Annotated in this window: 16 protein-coding genes and 1 pseudogene; 8 read left to right on the forward strand and 9 right to left on the reverse strand. The window is 55.5% G+C overall.

All coding sequences use genetic code 11. The features are described from left to right. Positions 1-130 precede the first annotated feature (130 nt). Positions 131-328, reverse strand: a complete 198-nt coding sequence (locus JUI81_RS02860; RefSeq protein WP_007901093.1) for a hypothetical protein — start codon at positions 326-328, stop codon at positions 131-133. Positions 329-551: 223 nt separating this feature from the next. Here JUI81_RS02860 and mobH point away from each other — a divergent pair, with 223 nt between their 5' ends. From mobH to JUI81_RS02890, 6 genes are all read left to right on the forward strand, one after another. Further along, positions 552-2276: a MobH family relaxase gene (gene mobH / locus JUI81_RS02865; protein ID WP_204123686.1), complete on the forward strand. Its 1725-nt coding sequence runs from the start codon at positions 552-554 to the stop codon at positions 2274-2276. A 192-nt stretch (positions 2277-2468) separates the two neighbouring features. Then, positions 2469-2903, forward strand: coding sequence for a hypothetical protein (locus JUI81_RS02870; protein ID WP_204123687.1), 435 nt, complete (start codon positions 2469-2471; stop codon positions 2901-2903). 584 nt (positions 2904-3487) lie between these two features. Then, the gene (locus JUI81_RS02875) at positions 3488-4630 is read left to right on the forward strand and encodes a hypothetical protein (RefSeq protein WP_204123688.1); all 1143 of its coding nucleotides are present in this window, start codon (positions 3488-3490) and stop codon (positions 4628-4630) included. A 783-nt stretch (positions 4631-5413) separates the two neighbouring features. Next, positions 5414-6619 carry an ABC-three component system protein gene (locus JUI81_RS02880; RefSeq protein ID WP_204123689.1) on the forward strand — a complete coding sequence of 402 codons (1206 nt, stop codon included), beginning with the start codon at positions 5414-5416 and terminating at the stop codon, positions 6617-6619. Next, positions 6616-7122, forward strand: coding sequence for a three component ABC system middle component (locus tag JUI81_RS02885; RefSeq protein WP_204123690.1), 507 nt, complete (start codon positions 6616-6618; stop codon positions 7120-7122). Before JUI81_RS02880 ends, JUI81_RS02885 begins: the two co-directional genes overlap by 4 nt. Beyond that, a complete protein-coding gene (locus tag JUI81_RS02890) occupies positions 7106-9103 on the forward strand; it encodes a DUF3732 domain-containing protein (protein ID WP_204123691.1) in 1998 nt (665 codons plus the stop codon). Before JUI81_RS02885 ends, JUI81_RS02890 begins: the two co-directional genes overlap by 17 nt. 291 nt (positions 9104-9394) lie before the next feature. Here the strand turns inward: JUI81_RS02890 and JUI81_RS31980 are convergent. Together JUI81_RS31980 and JUI81_RS02900 are read right to left on the reverse strand one after the other, a co-directional pair. Continuing rightward, a pseudogene (locus JUI81_RS31980) lies at positions 9395-9529 on the reverse strand (hypothetical protein); the annotation flags it as partial. Between the two features lie 12 nt (positions 9530-9541). Beyond that, positions 9542-10435, reverse strand: coding sequence for a DMT family transporter (locus tag JUI81_RS02900; protein ID WP_019579027.1), 894 nt, complete (start codon positions 10433-10435; stop codon positions 9542-9544). A gap of 155 nt (positions 10436-10590) precedes the next feature. Between JUI81_RS02900 and JUI81_RS02905 the strand changes: the two genes are divergently transcribed. Continuing rightward, complete coding sequence (locus JUI81_RS02905; RefSeq protein ID WP_019579028.1) at positions 10591-11172, forward strand: helix-turn-helix domain-containing protein; 582 nt, start codon at positions 10591-10593, stop codon at positions 11170-11172. A 634-nt stretch (positions 11173-11806) separates the two neighbouring features. On the opposite strand, the gene JUI81_RS02910 is transcribed toward JUI81_RS02905, so the two are convergent. Continuing rightward, a complete protein-coding gene (locus tag JUI81_RS02910) occupies positions 11807-12925 on the reverse strand; it encodes an NADH:flavin oxidoreductase (protein ID WP_204123692.1) in 1119 nt (372 codons plus the stop codon). A 102-nt stretch (positions 12926-13027) separates the two neighbouring features. Here JUI81_RS02910 and JUI81_RS02915 point away from each other — a divergent pair, with 102 nt between their 5' ends. Further along, positions 13028-13417, forward strand: coding sequence for a helix-turn-helix domain-containing protein (locus JUI81_RS02915; RefSeq protein ID WP_019579030.1), 390 nt, complete (start codon positions 13028-13030; stop codon positions 13415-13417). Positions 13418-13522: 105 nt separating this feature from the next. Here JUI81_RS02915 and JUI81_RS02920 read toward each other — a convergent pair whose 3' ends face one another. The 5 genes from JUI81_RS02920 to JUI81_RS02940 form a co-directional block, all read right to left on the reverse strand. Next, positions 13523-14818 (reverse strand): OprD family porin, encoded by a 1296-nt coding sequence (locus JUI81_RS02920; protein WP_204123693.1) that lies wholly within the window; start codon positions 14816-14818, stop codon positions 13523-13525. A gap of 286 nt (positions 14819-15104) precedes the next feature. Further along, on the reverse strand, positions 15105-15800 hold the full coding sequence (locus tag JUI81_RS02925; RefSeq protein WP_019579032.1) for a DUF4286 family protein: 696 nt from the start codon (positions 15798-15800) through the stop codon (positions 15105-15107). A 21-nt stretch (positions 15801-15821) separates the two neighbouring features. Then, positions 15822-16715 (reverse strand): fumarylacetoacetate hydrolase family protein, encoded by an 894-nt coding sequence (locus tag JUI81_RS02930; RefSeq protein ID WP_204123694.1) that lies wholly within the window; start codon positions 16713-16715, stop codon positions 15822-15824. A gap of 3 nt (positions 16716-16718) precedes the next feature. After that, the gene (locus JUI81_RS02935; protein ID WP_019579034.1) at positions 16719-17519 is read right to left on the reverse strand and encodes a 2-keto-4-pentenoate hydratase; all 801 of its coding nucleotides are present in this window, start codon (positions 17517-17519) and stop codon (positions 16719-16721) included. After that, complete coding sequence (locus JUI81_RS02940) at positions 17516-18322, reverse strand: IclR family transcriptional regulator (RefSeq protein WP_019579035.1); 807 nt, start codon at positions 18320-18322, stop codon at positions 17516-17518. Before JUI81_RS02940 ends, JUI81_RS02935 begins: the two co-directional genes overlap by 4 nt. Positions 18323-18514 lie beyond the last annotated feature (192 nt).

Genomic DNA, 18514 nt, shown 5'->3' on the forward strand with positions numbered 1-18514 from the left:
TTACCTCACCATTGAAAACGCTGCACAGGGCCCGACGCGAGTTGAGCCCTTTTTTCTAAGCCCAGAAAAAGCCCCAATGCCGCAGGGCTCTGACGCAAAGAATCAGAGATGGGCACACACCCGCAGCCTGTCATTCCGCATCCAGGTTCTGCGCCAGAAAATCCACCAGCTCAAGCGGGCTTCGGCTATCGATCACCTTGTAGATCAGATCACGTTTGCTGCGCGGTAACTTCTTGACCACGCTCTTCGCCGAGGCCCTGACGGCTTCGTCGGTCCCATGGATGCGTGCCGCGAGTAGCAGCACGAGCGTGGCGTCAGTGAGGTTCATGGCAAGACCCAAAAAATAGGCCCCGCAGTGTACCGACTCTTTTCTTTTTCGTACCAGCCCCCTAACAAAACGATGTCTAGCAGTATCCATATTCCGATTGCCGCACAAAGGGACACGAGCCAAAAGGACGGGTAAGGGTTGGAAGGGAATGGGGATTCAAGGGTAAGAGCCCTATCCGAAAAGGCTAAAAGGCCACTGACCCAGCCACTTCCCGGAGGTCACGATGCTTAGTCTGTTTCGCCACAAAAGGCAGAAGCCCTCTCCGCCGCCGACCGTGAGCGTCGCCGAAGGCTACCTGCCCATCGAGTCGGCCCACAGCTTGTTAGCAGCGGAACACCGCCGTCAGTTGCTCGATCGTATCTGGCAATACACCGCCCTCTCCCACGCGCAGTTCACCCAACTCTATTTAAATCCGATCCATCGCTACGCCGAACAGGTCCAGCAACTCCCGGCCAGCGAGACGCACCACCATGCGTATCTCGGTGGCATGCTCGACCATGGCCTGGAGCTGGTCGCTTGCAGTTTGAAACTGCGCCAGTCGTATCTGCTTCCCACCGGCGCCGCACCCGAAGACCAGTCCGCCCAGACCGATGCCTGGTCGGCGGGTATTGCTTATGGCGCCCTGCTGCATGACATCGGCAAGATCGCCGTGGACCTGCTGGTCGAACGCCAGGATGGTAGCCTTTGGCGTCCTTGGCAGGGGCCGCTGGATCAGCCCTACCGTTTTCGCTACCTCAAGGGCCGTGACTACCACCTGCACGGCGCCGCCGCAGGCTTGCTCTACACCCAGATTCTCGACCGCCCGATATTGGACTGGCTCAGTGGTTTTCCGCCGCTGTGGGCCAGCCTGCTGTATGTCCTGGCCGGCCAATACGAACGCGCCGGGGTGCTGGGTGAGTTGGTGATGCAGGCCGACCGCGTCTCCACCGCGCAGAACATCGGTGGCAACCCGAACAAGGCGCTGCAAGCGCCGAATCATTCCCTGCAACACCACCTGATCAGCGGACTGCGTCACCTGGTTCAACACGAATTGAAACTCAACCAGCCAGGCGCCGCCGGCTGGCTGACACACGATGCCCTGTGGCTGGTCAGCAAGGCGGTCACGGACAAACTGCGAGCCTACTTACTGTCGCAGTCGATTGAGGGCATTCCCTCGTCCAACATTGCTGTGTTCGACGAACTGCAATCGCATGGATTAGTCGAGTCGACTCCGGAAGGCAAAGCTATCTGGACCGCGCTAGTGGCACAGGGAAACTGGCAGCAGAGCTTTACCTTTCTTCGCCTACAACCGGCTTTGATTTGGGGGAGCGAAGACCGCCCCGAAGCTTTCAGCGGAACGGTGAGTATTGCAGCCGATGACCACTCGACTGACGCTCCGGTATCACCACCAGCCCCCAAGACAGTCAGTACCGGATCGCGTCAAAGCCAATCGCTGCCAGATCCCATAGTGATGGGGGATGCCGACTACTTCGGAACATTGCTGGACATGTTCGAATTGGCAGACCCCGAGGCTAGTGACACACCGTCAGAAAGTGCTCTCGAAATCTCAAATCCCCCTTCGAATAAACCTGGTCAGGTTTTCCTGAATTGGGTCAAGGAAAGCATCCAGAACCACAAGCTGATCATCAACGACAGTAAGGCTAAAATCCACACGGTGGGTGGCAGCGTATTTCTGGTCACGCCAGGTCTCTTCCAACGCTACGTGCAAGAGTTCCCAGGCGTTTCGCAGGGTTCAGATCAGGAGATTGAGGAATGGCGTTGGGTGCAAAAGCAGTTCGAGAAGCTGAAAGTTCACAAGAAGCGAGACAACGGTCTGAACATCTGGGTATGCCAAGTGCACGGTCCCAGGAAGAAAACCACCCTGAGGGGGTATCTGATTAAGGAGCCGACGTTACTTTTAGAATCGATACCGCCAGATAACCCTTTTCTCGCGATTGGTGATGGCTAACGAGGCTAATCAAACTCTTCGCTTTTGTTGTATCGAATCCGCTACGCAAGTCGAGGTCGAGTCCAGTAAGGCCTACCCGAACGGTTACCCCAGCCCCCCCCTGGTGACCTACAAATCTGGTAACGAATTCTGAGCCCAGCACATGATCCGCTGTGAGACGATCCGCGTTGAACTCATTGACGGGTGCCCCCTATGATTGCAGCTCTGAGCCATACTGATCCGATAGATCGCAAAGATCCACCCAAACGCTTCTTGTACCTGTCGTTGGTAGCGATATCACCTTGCCTGGCACTGGGCGCGCTATGGAACCAGGGTGACCTGACCATGGTGTCTAGCGCGATGACATTGTCCGCCTCTGCAGTCCTTCTGCTCAATTTGGAGAGGATTCAGAACTACCTACGGCCAGAGTGGGCTCGCGAGTACGAAGCCAAGCTGGTTCCCCTGCAAGCACGTCTACTGGAGCAGGATCTGAGTGCCTCGGAGCGCGAGTTTGTCCTGAATCGAATCCAGGATCTCAACGATCGCTACCACCTGGTCACAAGCCCAGCTGTCACCTATCGCTGGATCAAAAGGATGGGCGCTGCCATGGGGAGCATCGCCCAGTTCCTGCGATCAAGCTCGCACTAAGTCCGGATTGCATCGTCCCAAATGCTCGCAGCCACCTGATTGGCAACAAACCCAGGTAGCTGCGAACGATCAATCTGGTGGCTGCACGATCTCCTCCAAATCTTCTTCCGAGTCGTCACAGAACGCATCTACCAGCCCCGCCTTGTAAAGTCCGATATCGTACATACGCTTCTTGATGTCGGGATGCGCGTTGCGTATAGCCAGGACGGTACCTGCGATCACCAACCGTCCCAATGATCGCTCAACGAGCCTTGAATGGAATACCGGATGTGATCAGCTGGGCGACAAATCCTCTTGGTACCACGAAATTGTCCCCCAATCCGTCCTTACGAACCCTGACGTACTCAATGTGCTCCTCGTCTTTGTCGAGGCGGAATACCATTGATAAAATACTGCTTTGGCATTTTCAACTATCCCTATGTTGATCCATTGCTGGCATACGCCCTGGCGGGGTGCGCCGCAGCTTCCAAACGCACTGTTACCATCCGTGAGCTAAGCACCCCAAGCTACCATGGCGCGGCCTCAGCGCTTAAGTCAAAATCCTAGGTGATACGAGTAAGTCAGAATGGATAAAGCGAGGGAATATGGGACGCAGATGGCTTAAACAGGAGCACCGGACGAAAGAGAAGCTATTCGATGGCTTGGTGCGCAACGCACTAGGCTTCGTGCACACATCGATTGACCACCTCCAGAAAAAGCCAAAAAACGCCATCGTCGATCTCTATACGGCGATCGAACTGTTTTTGAAAGCCAGGTTGATGGCCGAGCATTGGACGCTGATGCTTGCTAAACCAGAGACTGGCGATCTTCAAAACCTGGCAGTGGGGGATTTTCTCTCGGTTTATCTGGATGACGCCCTAAAACGAATAGGCTCTATCCTTGGCGATAAGATCGAAACTCCAGCGGCCGAGAACTTCAAAGCGCTTGGCGAGCATCGCAATCAGATCGTCCACTTTGCACACTCAGGCATGGATGATTTGGGCGCCACACAGGCCGGCGTTATCGTCGAGGCGTGGGCGTCGTGGCATTATCTTTACGGGCTTTTGACTGGGCCATGGAAAGCCGTTTTCGAGCCGTACTCTGCAGAATTGCATGTGCTCAATCAGCGCATGATGCGACAGGACGAGTTCATCAAAGCCCGGTTTGACATTTTACAGCCTCAGATCGAAATCCAGAAAAAGAAAGGCAAAGAGCTTATGGCTTGCGGTCGTTGCAAAATGACTGCGGCAATCGTCGGAGAGAACCATCAATGGGGCGTTGACTACTCCTGCATGGTCTGCGGGGTCGATGATACTGCGCTCGTGAGCTGTGATGCCGAGCTACCCTGCCCTGCATGCGGTAAACCGTTTAAGTTTTTCCAGGCTGATATCCACCACTGCAAGAGCTGTACCCACACCATCGACACTGGCGTCCTGATTGACCTGTGCTCGCAGCACTTTTCAGCAGGGGACTGCTGGTGCGAGGACGATGCTGTACACATCGCATCCTGCCACAAGTGCCAGCATCCTCAACCCTCTGTTTTCTTCATCGACGGGATGTGGGGTTGTGTGGCCTGCTATGACAGAGGTTGGGGTGCAGTCACGTGCGAGAGATGTGGTGAGTTTGTGACGGGGGATATGGAAAGAATTCAGTATTTTGCATGCCACAAGTGCGAAGATCAGGTGAGGAAACAGATTCGCGAAATGGCCGAACGTGCGGATGGCCCATCCCCACCAACGAGCGTTTGAGCGTGGTAAACAAACCCACCACATTTTCGGAATCATTGGAGCCTTCACAGGCTCTCGGACAGGCATCGAGTCTACGGGCTTAGCACCATGTACTCACTCGATCAAACAACCTGTGACACCCCGCATACCAGTGCAGACCACGCCGGCCGATAGGATCACGTTGAACAATGGACAAGCCAACCGCCATAACCAGTGATGCCCGTGCCCGCGCCTGGCTGGAGCAGTTCAATCTTGGCGATCGCTCGCGCGCCCAGAAACTGCTAGAGGCGTTTGCCTTCGTATCACGAGATGACTTCATCGATCAAATGCGTGCCATGCTTCTGCGGGAAGCAGTAGCTACACAGGGTACCGTAAAGGGTCGGCCCACACAGCTGCCATAGCGTCAGTAAGGGAAAAATGTCGAGCGCCGAGGGCCATGCCCTGCCCGTTTCCGAAAATGAGAGTCTTCCTTGGCATCACCAAGCCTCCAGAGCGCTCAGAAGCTAGATATTCTAGCCAGCCATCGTGGGCTTATTAGCTAGCATCGTCGTGATTTGTCAGGCGCAGACAGTCATCATGGGGCTCAGCGTGCCCCCCAAAAAAAATGGACGACTGCCGGGCTTCAGATATCGCAGTGGTAGCTGCTATAGGGGCAGCCTCCATCAACCAGCCCCATCAGCTGCAACCTGAAAACTATGGCCAAATGACATCCCTGCCGGTACAGTTCTTTCCCCGTTGTGCCATGGAATAATGAATGGGGCCTCTGCCCCGCAGTTACACGGGTATGGCCTGAGAGATAGAAGGATGAAGGATCCAGACGCTAGCCCCAGTGCAGCGGGATATGGCTACCAGTACGAACGCGCGCTATACCGAATCTTCACTGCACCCAATGCGCAGACCAGATTCGGCATCGAAACGGCTGACGACGTGGAAGAGATCAGCCAGACAGCAGCAGGTACTCGGCGCGTTTCTGAGCAGGCCAAGCTCTCCGTGCAACCTCGTAAAAACCCACTGCAAGACAGCAGTAAAAACCTGTGGAAGACCCTCCGCATCTGGTTGAGCGGGTTAGCGGCAGCTCGAAAGGAGCACGAGGCGTTGCAGTACCTCTTCGTCACCAATCGAATTTTGAAAAAAGGCACGTTAGCCATGCGGCTCTCTGACGCATCCTCAAAGCAGGAAGTGGCAGAGGCAGTCGTTGCACTGCGAACACATGCTAGCGGCATGACAGGGAAGCCTGGTGAAATCGCTCGGGATGTCATCGCGTACTCGGACGCCGACCTGGCATTTCTGATCGAGCACATGCACATCGAGGATGGCCAGCTCAATGCCCAGATGAAGCAGCGGGTGATCGCTTCCCTTCACCTCCCAGAAGACGCAGTTGCTAACGCTGAGACCATCTACCATGGTCTGGTCGGCTTCTTGTTCGACCAATGCCAAGAGACTTGGGTAGCGCGCAAGCCATTCTGGACAACCGCTCAGCCTTACTACAACAAGCGACAAGCGCTCGTAGAGGCGTTCATGAATGGCCCTTGGGAACCTCTGCCCTTCGAGAAAACTGACTTCGCACAATGGGCCCAGAAGATTGATCCCGCGGACATGCTCTTCGTGGAACAGCTCAACAAAATCAACATGCCCAAAGATTTGCTGATGCAGCAGTTCGGCTTCTTCTGTGCCGCCTACTCTGAGCGCATCCGCCTTTTGGACTCAGGTCGAGTTCTGCTCAACGATTTAGACTCTGCTGAGCGCGTGCTGAGTGACCGCTGGGGGTCTATCAACAGTCGCCACCGGCTGACGAGCATGAAGTCGGTGGATCAATTCGAAATCGCCGATTACAACGCCGTAATGATCAGCACGTTATTTCCAGACACCTTTCCCATGAAAGTCGGGCGGGTGAACTCCACCGCTCAATACTTGTTCAGCGGCACCTATCACAGAATGGCCAATGCCGATGGGACACAATCGCCCATCCATTGGCACCGTGACGCGTCGACCCCGGAGGATGAGTCATGAGTGAGGCGTATCTGGATCGCCAATTGATCCACAACTCGTCACTGGCATGCTTCCTCCTGACGCACTTCATTGGCGAATACCAGGAGGCCGGGCTTGGGCAAAACCCAGATCTGCCCAAACTGATGTTGGTGTTGCCGCTGGTATGGAGTCAAAGCTCGCGCGAAGCGTTGAGCAAGCGTACCAGCCGCTCCACCCTGGGTGCAGTGCTCAGGGAAACTCCGGTGTTGAAAATTGATTTACAGCGAAGGGTGGCCGCTCATGCGGGTACAACCCTGCAGGGCCTCAATCTCGCCGTCTCCTCTCGACTGGTTGGAAAAGTCGGCGGCAGGGAAGGTGATGCGAGCTTCCAAGTCCTGGTCGATCCCTGGCCACGAGGCATCAAGAGCACGATTCCAGCGCCCATGCTGCAGACCACTGAGAGACTGGCGAAGTGGTTTGCCACCGACACTACAGAAAACCTGTACAAGCTCTTGTTTGGGATTCCGAATGAAATTCACGATTGACGCTGTCATCCTCTGGCCTCGCTGCCCTGGCTTGGAGCCACGAGTCATTCCCTTTGAAGATGGGAAGATCAACATCATTTACGGATTGAGCGGCACCGGCAAATCGTCAATTGTTCATATTATTGACTATGTGCTGGGCGCGTCCAAGTGCCAGATCCCAATCGGCATCATCCGCGACACGGTCGAGTGGTTCGGGATGAAGATCCGTCTTTTCGATACGACCTACATCGTCGCGCGACGTACTCCAGGAAACTCCCAAGGCTCCAACGATCTCTGCATGATGGAGGTCGACGAAGATGGCATCCCGGATTCCGTTTACCGTACCCACTCCCTGGGTCAGTACAAAGCCGCCTTTGATGGCATGGTACGGGTCAGTGACCTCCCCCACTCCGATGAGGACGAGCCGTCTAGCTTCGATCGCCGCAGCTCTTATCGGGACATGGCTGCGTTTAACTTCCTCCCACAGCATATTGTGGCGAACCCAAACACTCTATTTTTCAAAACCGACTCGTTTGCTCACAAGGAGCGCCTGACGCGGGCCATGCCCTATGCGCTCGGCATGGTGGATGCAAACTACATCATGAATGAGCGGCGTCGGGATGAGGCGCAGCGCGAGCAGGATCGGCTACGTAAACAGCTAGCGGTACACGATGCGGCCAAGGCGAGCCATTACGCCGACGTTGACCAGTTGTTTGATCGCTGCATTCAACTGGGCTTACTTGAGCGCACAAGCGCCCAGGGTGCTCAGAAAGTCGAGCTTCTCAAGAAGGTCGTCATCGCCACCCATGAAGGGCGGCTCGAGCAGACACTTCTGGAACCTCAACGACTGCATATCTCACAGAAGCTGAAGGTGGTCATCGAGGAAGTCGGGAAGCAGCAACGTATCGTTGACGAATTTGACGCCCAGATCGATGGCTTCGACCACCTAGCTCGTAACAGTAAACAATTCGTCGCGGCCATTGATACTGAGAAATCCCATGTCATTGGTCTCGATTGGCTCAAGCAGAGCGTCTCTGACGGTGGGCACTGTGTGGCCTGCGGCTCGTTCACAAACGCCCTGCCCCTGGTTATCGAGAACCTGGAAGAGAAGGTCAAAAAGGTTACCCGGATTTCGGACGCTCTCAAGGACAACCCCGTTGTCGACAGGCAGCTGGCTACGCTGAAACGGCAGCGCGCCAAGGAAGAGCGTGAACTATCCCGTTTGATGCGCGAGCAGACTCGCTTGATCCAAGAGGATGAGCGCACCCGGACTGCCATCGGCCAGATTTACTACGTTGCGGGCGAAATCAGCCGGCTTCTCAAACAACTGGATGGCTCTGAAGCTGACGAAAGTCTGCAGAAGCGCATGACCGAGCTGGAGAACTTGATTCGGCATTACAACTTCCAGATGTCGTTGACCGACATGGCTGAGCAAGAGCGGAAGGTAGATGCCCAGTTGGCCCCTATGTTCGAGGATTATGCGGATCAGTTCGGTCTTAACGGAACGCCTGGTGCTCAGATCTATTTAGACAGAAAAGAACTCACGCTTCGCTTCGAGTCACATGGCCAACGGGACTTCCTCTGGGAAATCGGCAGTGGCGCTAACTGGATGGGGTACCACATCGCGACGTTCCTCGGCATTCATGAGTACCTGTCGAAGGAAGAGAATCGCAAGCTCCCACCCTTCAGTTTCATCGTGATCGACCAGCCGAGCCAGGTCTATTTCCCGAGCAACACTGGTGGCATCAACACATTGGATGCGGGCTTCGAGGCTGTGAATCAGGCCAGGCCAGCGGACGTCATTGCCACGCGCCGAATCTTCGAGGTACTGGCTGAGGGGCTGAAGCGAGCAGGTCATTTCATCCAGATCATTGTCCTTGAACATGCGGGCCCGGACATCTGGGGGAATGTGGCTGACACAGTGCCCGTCGCAGCCTGGGAGCGTAAGGGCGATGGTCTAATCCCTGCCCACTGGATTCATCCATACACTGACCCTGTGTAGGTCGAGCCCGCCAGTTGTGCTGCTCTGGCGCAATTGGCTAGCGTGTAGACCAAATCACCTAGCCCTCAAGCTTAAAATAAAGAATCTCATGATACAGGGACTAAAATGTCACTGATGCGCATACATTCCATCAAGCGTTACAAGGGGCAAAACTGGGGGCAAATTTCAATTTTTACAGCCTGAAACCACCGTGCTAGAGCTAAGTCAAAATGTTCTTCGGGGACCCTGAGAGCCTTTGAATCAAACCGGCGTAGCGCCTGATCTCTGGCGACCGGGCGCTATCCACAGCGGTCATGCATGGCGATTGTCCGTACCGTCCATGGTACGACGGGCCGTGGAGGCGCCGGCACCGAAGATCGGCCAAGTGGCACGGTCTTGCGGGTTGACGACGGTGGTAAAGGCTTCCGCTCCGATCAGCAGGAGGTGTCGCGCCGAGCCCTACATCACTTCCTGACGCGGGGCGCGGCCCAGCGACCAACCGAAGTTCATGCCCGCAGCCGCCAGCAGGATGGCGCTCGCGCCAATCACTTGCAGGACGCCGAGCGGGTGGGCGAAGGCAACCCAGTCGACCAGGATGGCGACGATCGGATAGATGAACGACAGTGCCCCGACCAGCGCCGTGGGAATTTTCTGGATAGCGCTGTACAGCAGGGTCGACATGAGCCCGGTATGGACCACGCCGATAATGATCAGGTATGTCCAGGCGCCCTCGACCGTATCGCCCCTGCTGAAATCCACGAACGGTGCCAGGACCAGCACGCCTACCACCATCTGGATCAGCACGATCAGGTGCGCGGGCAGGTCCTTGAGGCGCTTGGTGATCGCCGCCGCCACTGCGTAGAAGAAGGCTGAAGCCAAGGCCAGGCAAACGCCCAGCAAGTAGTCGGCGCCAGTGCCCTGCCCGCTGCCTTTGGCGGACACGATCAGCATCAGACCAGCGAAGGCCAACAGCAACCAGCCGACCTTGGCGGTGCTGAGGCGCTCGGCGAAAAACAGCACACCCAGACCGACCAGCATGAACGGCTGAACGTGGTAGACCACCGTGGCAATGGCGATAGAGGAATGTTTGTAGGCACTGAACAGCAGCACCCAGTTGAGGATCAGCGCCACCCCGCCCAGGCACACCAGAATGAACTGCCGGGCGTTGATCAGGGAGCGGCGCAGCACCCCAAGCACCAGGCATGTGACCAGCATCGCCATGGCGCCGAACAAGCAACGCCAGAACACCACGGCCTCCGGGCTCTGCCCCGACATGATGACGAACCAGCCCACCGTGCCGGAGATCACCATGGCCGAAATCATTTCGAGCGTCCCACGGGTTTGCGACTTCATCACTCACTGCTTCCTTGCTGCCGGCATTGCCGTAACCTAAGCCGCCATTCGCGGGGGTTGGTTCGGCAAATCGAACTTTATAATGAACTAATGACCATTATACTGAACAAGGCGCCTGAGAGCGTCAACCCATTTCAGGATGATTTACAAAACAAATGACCGACATAACGAACGCCCTACTGAGAAATAACCCGAGCCGAATCGATCTGCTGGCCCTTTCAATCAAACGCGAGCGCCTGGCCGCCGGACTTTCCTTGACCGAGCTGGCCAAGCGCGCCGGGGTGGCGAAGTCGACCTTGTCTCAATTGGAGTCGGGAATCGGTAACCCCAGCATCGAAACCTTGTGGTCGCTGGCGATGGCAATGGGCTTGCAAGTCACTCGGTTCTTCGAGCAACCCCAGCAGACCCTGCGGGTGATTCGCGCCAACGAGGGTATGACGACCTATGCCGAGACTGCCAATTATGCAGCGACACTGCTTGCCGATTGCCCGGCGGGAGTACAACGTGATATCTACCGGCTCAAAGTGCAGCCCGGCGAAGTTCGGCTGTCTCAGCCTCACCCACCGGGAACCGTAGAGCACGTGGTGTTGTGCAGCGGCAGCGCCCATATTGGCCCGGCGACTGGACCTGTATTGCTGAACGCTGGCGACTACATCAGCTACCTGGCGAATGTGCCTCACGTGTTCGAAGCACTCGAGGCGGACACCACTGCGGTGATGGTGATAGAGCATTCCTGAGATAGGTGGCATGGACACGCCAAATGTTGAATCGCCCTGAATTTTCTGGACGCCCTGACAGCGACTCACGATGCCCCTGACTCCAATGCGGAGTTAACAGTAACCATTAGAACCCTAATGGAATTCTGCCAGTACTCGCCATTTTCGTTCGCTCGTGTATCACGAGCGACTTGGGGTAAAAGTGGGGGTATCATCAGTTTTTTTATCGCGCGAACCACTTTCCTAGAGCCCTGCCCAAATGTTTTCGATCTCAGGTGTACCCTGAAAAGCAGCGCTCAAACCCGTCACCCTCTCCGCCTTCATCACCATTTAATAACAGAGCGTTCTAGGTAAATCGCAGGATGGATTCTTCGCCGCAGCCTTGCTGCTCAATCGGTGGATTCCCGCGCCATGAAAAATCTAACTACATTACCTAGCAACACTGTGTAGCCTGCGCGTAAATGCCCGGGCCACACTGCAACGCAATCCTGTTTGCGCGGATGTTGAGTGGCCTTGACATGTTCGCTCAATTGAAACAGTCATTGCGCACTCAACAGCAGATTACGATCTCCACCTCGCAGCATCCGAGGCTAGACCTCTGATTCCTTCAGACTAAAACCTTTGTGGCATCACACTCTCCACTCCGCAGTAAGGCTCAAGCCAATTCGGCTAAAGATGCCGGATTGAATCCCTTCAGATCTGCGTAATCTCCATTTTCCACTTTGGCGACCCAATCCTTGTCACTCAGCAGAACACGCCCTACAGCGATCAGATCAAACTCTTCGCGCTCCATGCGTTCGATGAGCCGATCCAGGCTCGCAGGGATTGATCCCTTTCCGGCGAAGGCGTGAGTAACATCATTATCCAGCCCAACCGAACCAACGCTGATGGTTGTGGCTCCAGTGACTTTCTTTGCCCAACCCGCGCAGTTCAGTCCGGTCTCCCCGTCAATTTCGGGAAACTCAGGTTCCCAGAAGCGTCGCTGCGAGCAATGCAGAACATCAACACCAGCCTCAACCAACGGCAGCAGCCAGTCTTCCATTAATGCAGGGGTGTCGGCGAGGCGCACGCCAAAGTCCTGCTGCTTCCATTGGCTAACGCGCATGATGATAGGGAATTCGGACCCGACCGCATGACGAACGGCAGACACGATCTCAGCGGCAAAACGGGAGCGCTCTTTGATAGTCGGTCCGCCATAACGATCGGTGCGCTGATTGGTGCCGGCCCAGAAGAACTGATCGATCAAATAACCATGAGCCCCATGGATCTCAACGGTGTCGAAACCCAATCGTTTCGCAACCGCCGCTGCCTTGGCGAATGCAGCAACTGTGTCTGCAATATCCTCTTCGCTCATCGCCACACCGCGCGGGTCGTTTGGCGAGTCGAGGCCAGATGGGCTTTCAACTGGCGCATCAGGCTCCCAGCCGCTGACGTCACGCACTGCACCGGTGTGCCAGAGTTGCGGCCCCATCCGGCCACCCGCATTGTGAACAGAATCGATCACGTTCTTCCATCCGGCTAACGCTGCCTCACCGTGGAAAAAAGGAATGTTGGAACCATTACGTGAAGCGGGACGATCAACGACGGTGCCTTCCGACAAGATCAACCCGACCTGACCCTCTGCCCGCCGCCGGTAGTAAGCAGTGCTCCCTTCGCCGGGGATGCCCTGCGGCGAAAATTGCCTCGTCATCGGCGCCATGACAATCCGGTTTTTCAGTTCAAGCGACCGGATGGAAAAGGGACGAAATAAAATGCTGGTATCTAGGTTTGACATTGGATGGACTCCGTTTGCTTTTGGAAGCCATATAAGTATATTTTGTAAACCAAATGTCAATTAGGCACCTAGAGTCGCCTAGGTATACATGAGGAAACTTCGATGCTGGAATTAAAGCCGCAATGTTTTTCGTCGGAGTGCCCAAGCCGGGCGCTGTTCGACCAAATCGCAGACAAGTGGTCGATGATGGTTCTGGCGGTACTTGATGACGGGCCGCATCGCTTTAATGCCATCAGGCGCCGCCTGGAGGGCGTCACTCAGAAGGCACTGACACAGTGCCTGCGACGGTTGGAACGAAATGGTCTCGTCTCGCGCCAAATCATTTCGTTCTCACCTGTGGCAGTGCAGTATGAGATCACCCCACTTGGTCGAACACTGCAGCAGCCATTTCGCGAATTGCATAAATGGACGCTCGACAAATTGCCTGAAGTTGAAGCGGCCCGGTCGAAGTTTGACGAGGCCGCGGAGGCAAACCTACCAACGCCACATTAAGTGCCTATTTGACGCTGGGTTTATCTGCAACCGTCTGATGAAGTTATTACTGTTCAAGCGATCGCAGAAGTCACGCTGCCAGGTATTGGGCGAGCGAAATACTCGTCACAATAACGATATTGGATAATTAATAAAAATCCGGTTTTCATCAAACTCATTGGTGCTGAAATCCCTGCGAACACTCGAATTGCGCCATCTAACGCTGAGATTTTTCAGCGCGCCGGACTGCACAACGTAGGCCAATTCCGATTCTCGGCCCCATTCCTTACCATCTGTTATCGAACCTGTATGGACATTATCACCACTGATATATCGGTTCATTAATGTCAGTCCCGGGATACCGAGCACAACGAAATTAAAGTCATGGCGTACCTGCCATGAGCGCTCCTGAGCGTTATCAAAACTGGAGTTATAGCTATCGTTGGCCAAAGTTCCGCCACTGGTGCCGTTGACCCGCATCCACGCGCTGTCTCCGGTGAGTTTTTGCAAACCCACGTAAAAGGTGTTGCCGCCGTATTTGGCCGAGAGCAGGGCGAAGGTGGTTTTGTTGTCGAGGTCGCCAGCCAGGGCTCTGCCATCTTCCTTGCCGTTGAAGAAACCGAGATTAGCCCCCAGGATCCAGTCGCCCACGGGCTGGCTATGGGTGAGGTTGATGTATTGTTGCTGGTAGATATCGGTCAATTCGGCGTACCACAGACCGACCTGGGTGCGCTTGTCGTTGAAGGTGTATTCGCCGCCGCCGAAGTTGAAGCGGTCGGAGGTGAACGCGGCTTTGCCGTTCATGAACATGTCTTCCATGCTCGCGTCGTTGCGTGGGCTGTTGCTGCGAAATTGGCCGCCATAGAGTGTCAGGCCGGCGATCTCGTTGGAGGTCACCTGACCGCCACGAAACGTCTGTGGCAGAGAACGACCATCGTCAGAGCGCAGGATCGGCAACACGGGCATCCATTCACCCACCTTCAATTCAGTCTTCGACAGCTTGGCTTTCAGCGCCACGCCCAGACGCCCAAAGTTATCGGCGGGGCGGCCGTCATCGTGGATCGGCAACAGTTGGGTACCGCCGGTGCCTTTGCCACCATCAAGCTTTTGAGAATAAAGACCCAATACATCAACACCGAATCCTATCGGCCCAGCGGTATAACCAGAGCGAGCGTCAAGGATGAAGCTCTGTGTCCACTCCTCGGCTTTGTTCTGTGGTGCGGCGCTGTTGGGATAGGCAGGATTGATGAAGTTGCGATTGATATAAGCGTTGCGCAAATTGAGAGTTGCGGTAGCGCCATCGACAAAACCGCTATTTTGATCGGCTTGAACAGCCGCTGACGAACCCGCGCAAACCGCAAGAGTCAGACTGATCAGAGAGTGATGTGCGGGCACGCTGCGGGAAATAATAGGGTAGCGCATGATGTTTTCTCACAATGAGTTATTATTGTTTTTGTTGCGATTTTCAGCTCGCGAATCAACTTAGTCACAGGCAGCTCGAAGAGCTAATTACCGAAAAACTGCGGGAATCCCTTATCTGTCTTGTAACAGTCCGTTATTGAGCAACTTGATAATTGTTTAATATCACCTTAAGCAAAACCCGAGCGTGCGCAGACGCGAGCCTGACTCAATGCCGGTAATGGCACGCTCGTGGGGAATTGCGTAAGAACAACGACTGAAAGTTAAAACGTACTCGAACGCTCGGCGATCAACCCGCACTCCCCGGCGTTTTGCAACGTGTGTATTCCAATTGATAAAGCGTGGTTTCTGGTCCCGTCGATTGCCCCTCCAACAGCCGTTTTAGCTCGGCCACAAAAGACTCGCCGGCGACACGAACGTAGTCAGGTGCACAACCTTCGATCATGACGATCCAGGCCGGTATTTGGGTCCCTTCGGCGCGGGCCTTTTTCTCTGCGGTTTCAACTCTGCTCACGGCCTCATCAGCTACACACAAATGCACGCCCGTAATACCTTGTTTATCAGCAAGAGGAGGAAGCACGCGTTGGCGCAATGCGTCTGACACCGATTTATGCTGGCCTTCGACAACATCGAAACGGACCGTTAACAAATACGCACCCTGCCCTACACCGCTGGTGTAAGTAACCTCGCAGATGGATCGCGCGACGTTGCGATATGACTGCACCGACTGCTTTGTCCAAGCCGTCGGACTGTTGAGACGCGATAAATAATCCTGCCCGCCCAACACCTGCACAGTGTCAGCCTCATAGAGGTTGAAATAGGTCGGACCTGCATCCAGAGCGATGTATCGGCGCCCCCGTAAAAAGCCCGGAATTCCGGCCCGCTCAGGCATGTGTTCTCGGTTATGCCACTCATAGAACTCGTCCCGCGCTTCAGGCAAAAGATCATGCCAGATCGCGACTACACCTGTTCCTGCAAAGCTCATAGCGTTTTCCTCTAGCGATAGTCAGTCAACATTGGGATGGCGACCGGCGATCCATGCAGCGCCCATTTCAGCAACGTAAGGAACCACGGTCTGAAATTGCTCACCCAGCCCTTGGCCACCGACACGCATGGTGTCACCCGCCTTGAGAAATACCGGTGGTTTCTGCCCGAGCCCTACACCTGGTGGCGTACCGGTAATGATGACGTCACCCGGCATTAGCGGCATGAAGCGACTGAGGTACGCGACAATATGTGCAACGCTGAAAATCATCGTACGGGTATTGCCGGTCTGGAGACGTTTGCCGTTCACGTCGAGCCAGAGGTCAATGGCCTGCGGGTCGGCAATTTCGTCACGGGTGACCAGCCAAGGTCCCAGTGGTGCGAAAGAAAAACCGCTTTTCCCCTTGGTCCACTGACCTTCGTACTCCAGCTGATAAGCCCGCTCGGAAACATCATTGGCCAGGCAATAACCGGCGATGTGATTCAAGGCCTGCGACTCATCAATCTGCCAGGCGGGCGTACCGATGACGATGGCCAGTTCGACTTCCCAATCAAGCTTCTGAGCCCCCGTTGGTAAAATGACCGGGTCATTGGGGCCGCTGATGGACGCGGTGTGTTTGTTGAAGACCACCGGCTGGCTCGGGATAGGCGTATCCGTTTCAGCCGCGTGATCGGAGTAGTTCAGGCCGATGCAAATCAGGTTCGGTACGTTGCCTACGCATGGACCAAGACGTGTGCCAGGCGCCACCACTGGCAGCTTTTCAACGTCAACAGCACGCAGTTTTTCAAGCACTGTGGGGCTAAGGGCCGACGCATCGATGTCATCGACAATGCCCGAGAGGTCTCGAACGATTCCTTGCGAATCCAAAATTCCCGGCTGTTCCTGCCCCGGCAAACCAAAACGAACTAAGCGCATTTGTTACTCCTCCAGCGTTGAGAAATGGACAGACAATGAGCCGGCTTCGCCGAACTGAACATGCAGTGGCTGGTTGACGGGCACATCGAGAACACCTGCATAGGACCCGGTGATAATCACCTGCCCTGCTTGCAGCCCTATCCCTTGTGTAGACAGAAAATTGGCCAGCCATACGATCGGCAACAACGGATTCCCGTCCGGATGGCGGCCCTTGATATTCACAAGCTCTGCCGTTGCATCGCTCAGGGTGATATCCAGTTCAGAGGGAATGCTGGCAGGGTTCGACAGCGTGATTGGCGCCCCGAATACCAGGCCGTGATTGAATAAACCGTCCGCGAGCAATTGTTCGAACGGCAGTGTGTGTGGATCGGTGTAACGGCAATCGATCACTTCCAATGCCAAGTGCACGTCGCTGATCGCAGCAACGATCTCTTCAGTTGTATAAGGCTCAACACGAGCCGGCAAATCATGGGCCAGGACGGACGCCAGTTCAGGCTCGATGCGCGCCTTATCGGCGTCGGCGGCCAGTCGGTAACGTTCGCCTTTTACGATGCTGTCGCTGTAGATCGGGGCAACGATCCACTTGCCAGCCGGGGGTAACGCACACTTCCACCCCCCCACGGTTTTTCCAGCCAATGGCCCCACATGCTGCTGAATGGCAAAACCTTGTGCGAGGCTGCTTGGCAGGTTCGGGCCTGGCAAGGATGCCAGCCGAACACCCTCTAGCCGTGCACGGACCAGAGCGGCAGCGGCGACTTCCAACCCTGACTCCGCCTCGGTCCATGCAGGTGCGAGCTGGCTCATACGTTCTCCGTATGCACACTGTTCTGGCGCGGCCAAACCGTACCCAGCTTGTTGGCTGCATCTTCGAGCAGAGCATGCAATTGGTCATAACGTTCAGGCTGCATGCGCAAGACCGGGCCGGCGATACTCATCGTGCCAACCACAGTGCCAGATGGAACCAGCTTGACCGGTACGGCGATCGCCCAGACACCCGCCTCGGCTTCTTCAATGACCAAGCCATACCCGCGCTTGCGGGTCAGCGCCAGCTCGGCCAGCAAGCCTTCGATGCTGTTGATCGCTTTCGGCCCCTGCCCCATCCCGGCATCAGTTTTCCCCAGGCCGCTACGCAGCGCATGCTCAATGGCCAGTTCATCCGGCATTGAGGCCAGCCAGGCTTTGCCATTGGCGGTGGCGTAGAGATTGATCGGCTTATCCATGGCTGGCGAATACATAAGCCCTGGCGCAGCGCCTTGGGCCGAAGACAGCCAAGACAAGGTGCCCTCGTTGACCACCGTCAGGCGCACCAACTCTTGGCACTGAACAGCCACTTGCTCAAGGATCGGCTGGACCAACTCAGGCAAACCAATTCCATGCAAATAGCGCTGCCCCAACAGCGCCAGCTTCAGCGTCAAGCGGTATTGCGAGGTGGCTTCATCCTGTTCTGCCCACCCTTGCTCGACTAACTGAGCAAGCACTCGATGAGCAGGCCCCTTTTCCAAGCTCAGCTCGGCTGCGATATCGGACATCCGCATCCAGCGAGCTTCACGTGCCAGCAGCTCAATAGCCTCCAGGCAACGGTCAACAGCACCTTTGACGACTCTCATTTTTTTCTCGACTTATCTTTGACAATGAGGTGAATGTGAGCAACATTGTTCGTACTGGAACGACGTTCCAATAGTATGCAGGCGTCACCCGATAAGTCAAACCTGCTTGTACCTGGTTCGCCTTATCGAGACAGGGCTAGCCATGCAACCGGGTCTCCAGAAGGTGGGAGACGCCTGGCGGATATAAAAAAC

This window comes from Pseudomonas sp. 008 (assembly GCF_016861935.1).
GTDB lineage: Bacteria > Pseudomonadota > Gammaproteobacteria > Pseudomonadales > Pseudomonadaceae > Aquipseudomonas.

Bases quoted from the DNA above. Each gene is read 5' to 3' on its own strand.
- JUI81_RS02860 (WP_007901093.1), bottom strand. From the start codon at position 328: ATGAACCTCACTGACGCCACGCTCGTGCTGCTACTCGCGGCACGCATC.
- mobH (WP_204123686.1), top strand. From the start codon at position 552: ATGCTTAGTCTGTTTCGCCACAAAAGGCAGAAGCCCTCTCCGCCGCCG.
- JUI81_RS02870 (WP_204123687.1), top strand. From the start codon at position 2,469: ATGATTGCAGCTCTGAGCCATACTGATCCGATAGATCGCAAAGATCCA.
- JUI81_RS02875 (WP_204123688.1), top strand. From the start codon at position 3,488: ATGGGACGCAGATGGCTTAAACAGGAGCACCGGACGAAAGAGAAGCTA.
- JUI81_RS02880 (WP_204123689.1), top strand. From the start codon at position 5,414: ATGAAGGATCCAGACGCTAGCCCCAGTGCAGCGGGATATGGCTACCAG.
- JUI81_RS02885 (WP_204123690.1), top strand. From the start codon at position 6,616: ATGAGTGAGGCGTATCTGGATCGCCAATTGATCCACAACTCGTCACTG.
- JUI81_RS02890 (WP_204123691.1), top strand. From the start codon at position 7,106: ATGAAATTCACGATTGACGCTGTCATCCTCTGGCCTCGCTGCCCTGGC.
- JUI81_RS02900 (WP_019579027.1), bottom strand. From the start codon at position 10,435: ATGAAGTCGCAAACCCGTGGGACGCTCGAAATGATTTCGGCCATGGTG.
- JUI81_RS02905 (WP_019579028.1), top strand. From the start codon at position 10,591: ATGACCGACATAACGAACGCCCTACTGAGAAATAACCCGAGCCGAATC.
- JUI81_RS02910 (WP_204123692.1), bottom strand. From the start codon at position 12,925: ATGTCAAACCTAGATACCAGCATTTTATTTCGTCCCTTTTCCATCCGG.
- JUI81_RS02915 (WP_019579030.1), top strand. From the start codon at position 13,028: ATGCTGGAATTAAAGCCGCAATGTTTTTCGTCGGAGTGCCCAAGCCGG.
- JUI81_RS02920 (WP_204123693.1), bottom strand. From the start codon at position 14,818: ATGCGCTACCCTATTATTTCCCGCAGCGTGCCCGCACATCACTCTCTG.
- JUI81_RS02925 (WP_019579032.1), bottom strand. From the start codon at position 15,800: ATGAGCTTTGCAGGAACAGGTGTAGTCGCGATCTGGCATGATCTTTTG.
- JUI81_RS02930 (WP_204123694.1), bottom strand. From the start codon at position 16,715: ATGCGCTTAGTTCGTTTTGGTTTGCCGGGGCAGGAACAGCCGGGAATT.
- JUI81_RS02935 (WP_019579034.1), bottom strand. From the start codon at position 17,519: ATGAGCCAGCTCGCACCTGCATGGACCGAGGCGGAGTCAGGGTTGGAA.
- JUI81_RS02940 (WP_019579035.1), bottom strand. From the start codon at position 18,322: ATGAGAGTCGTCAAAGGTGCTGTTGACCGTTGCCTGGAGGCTATTGAG.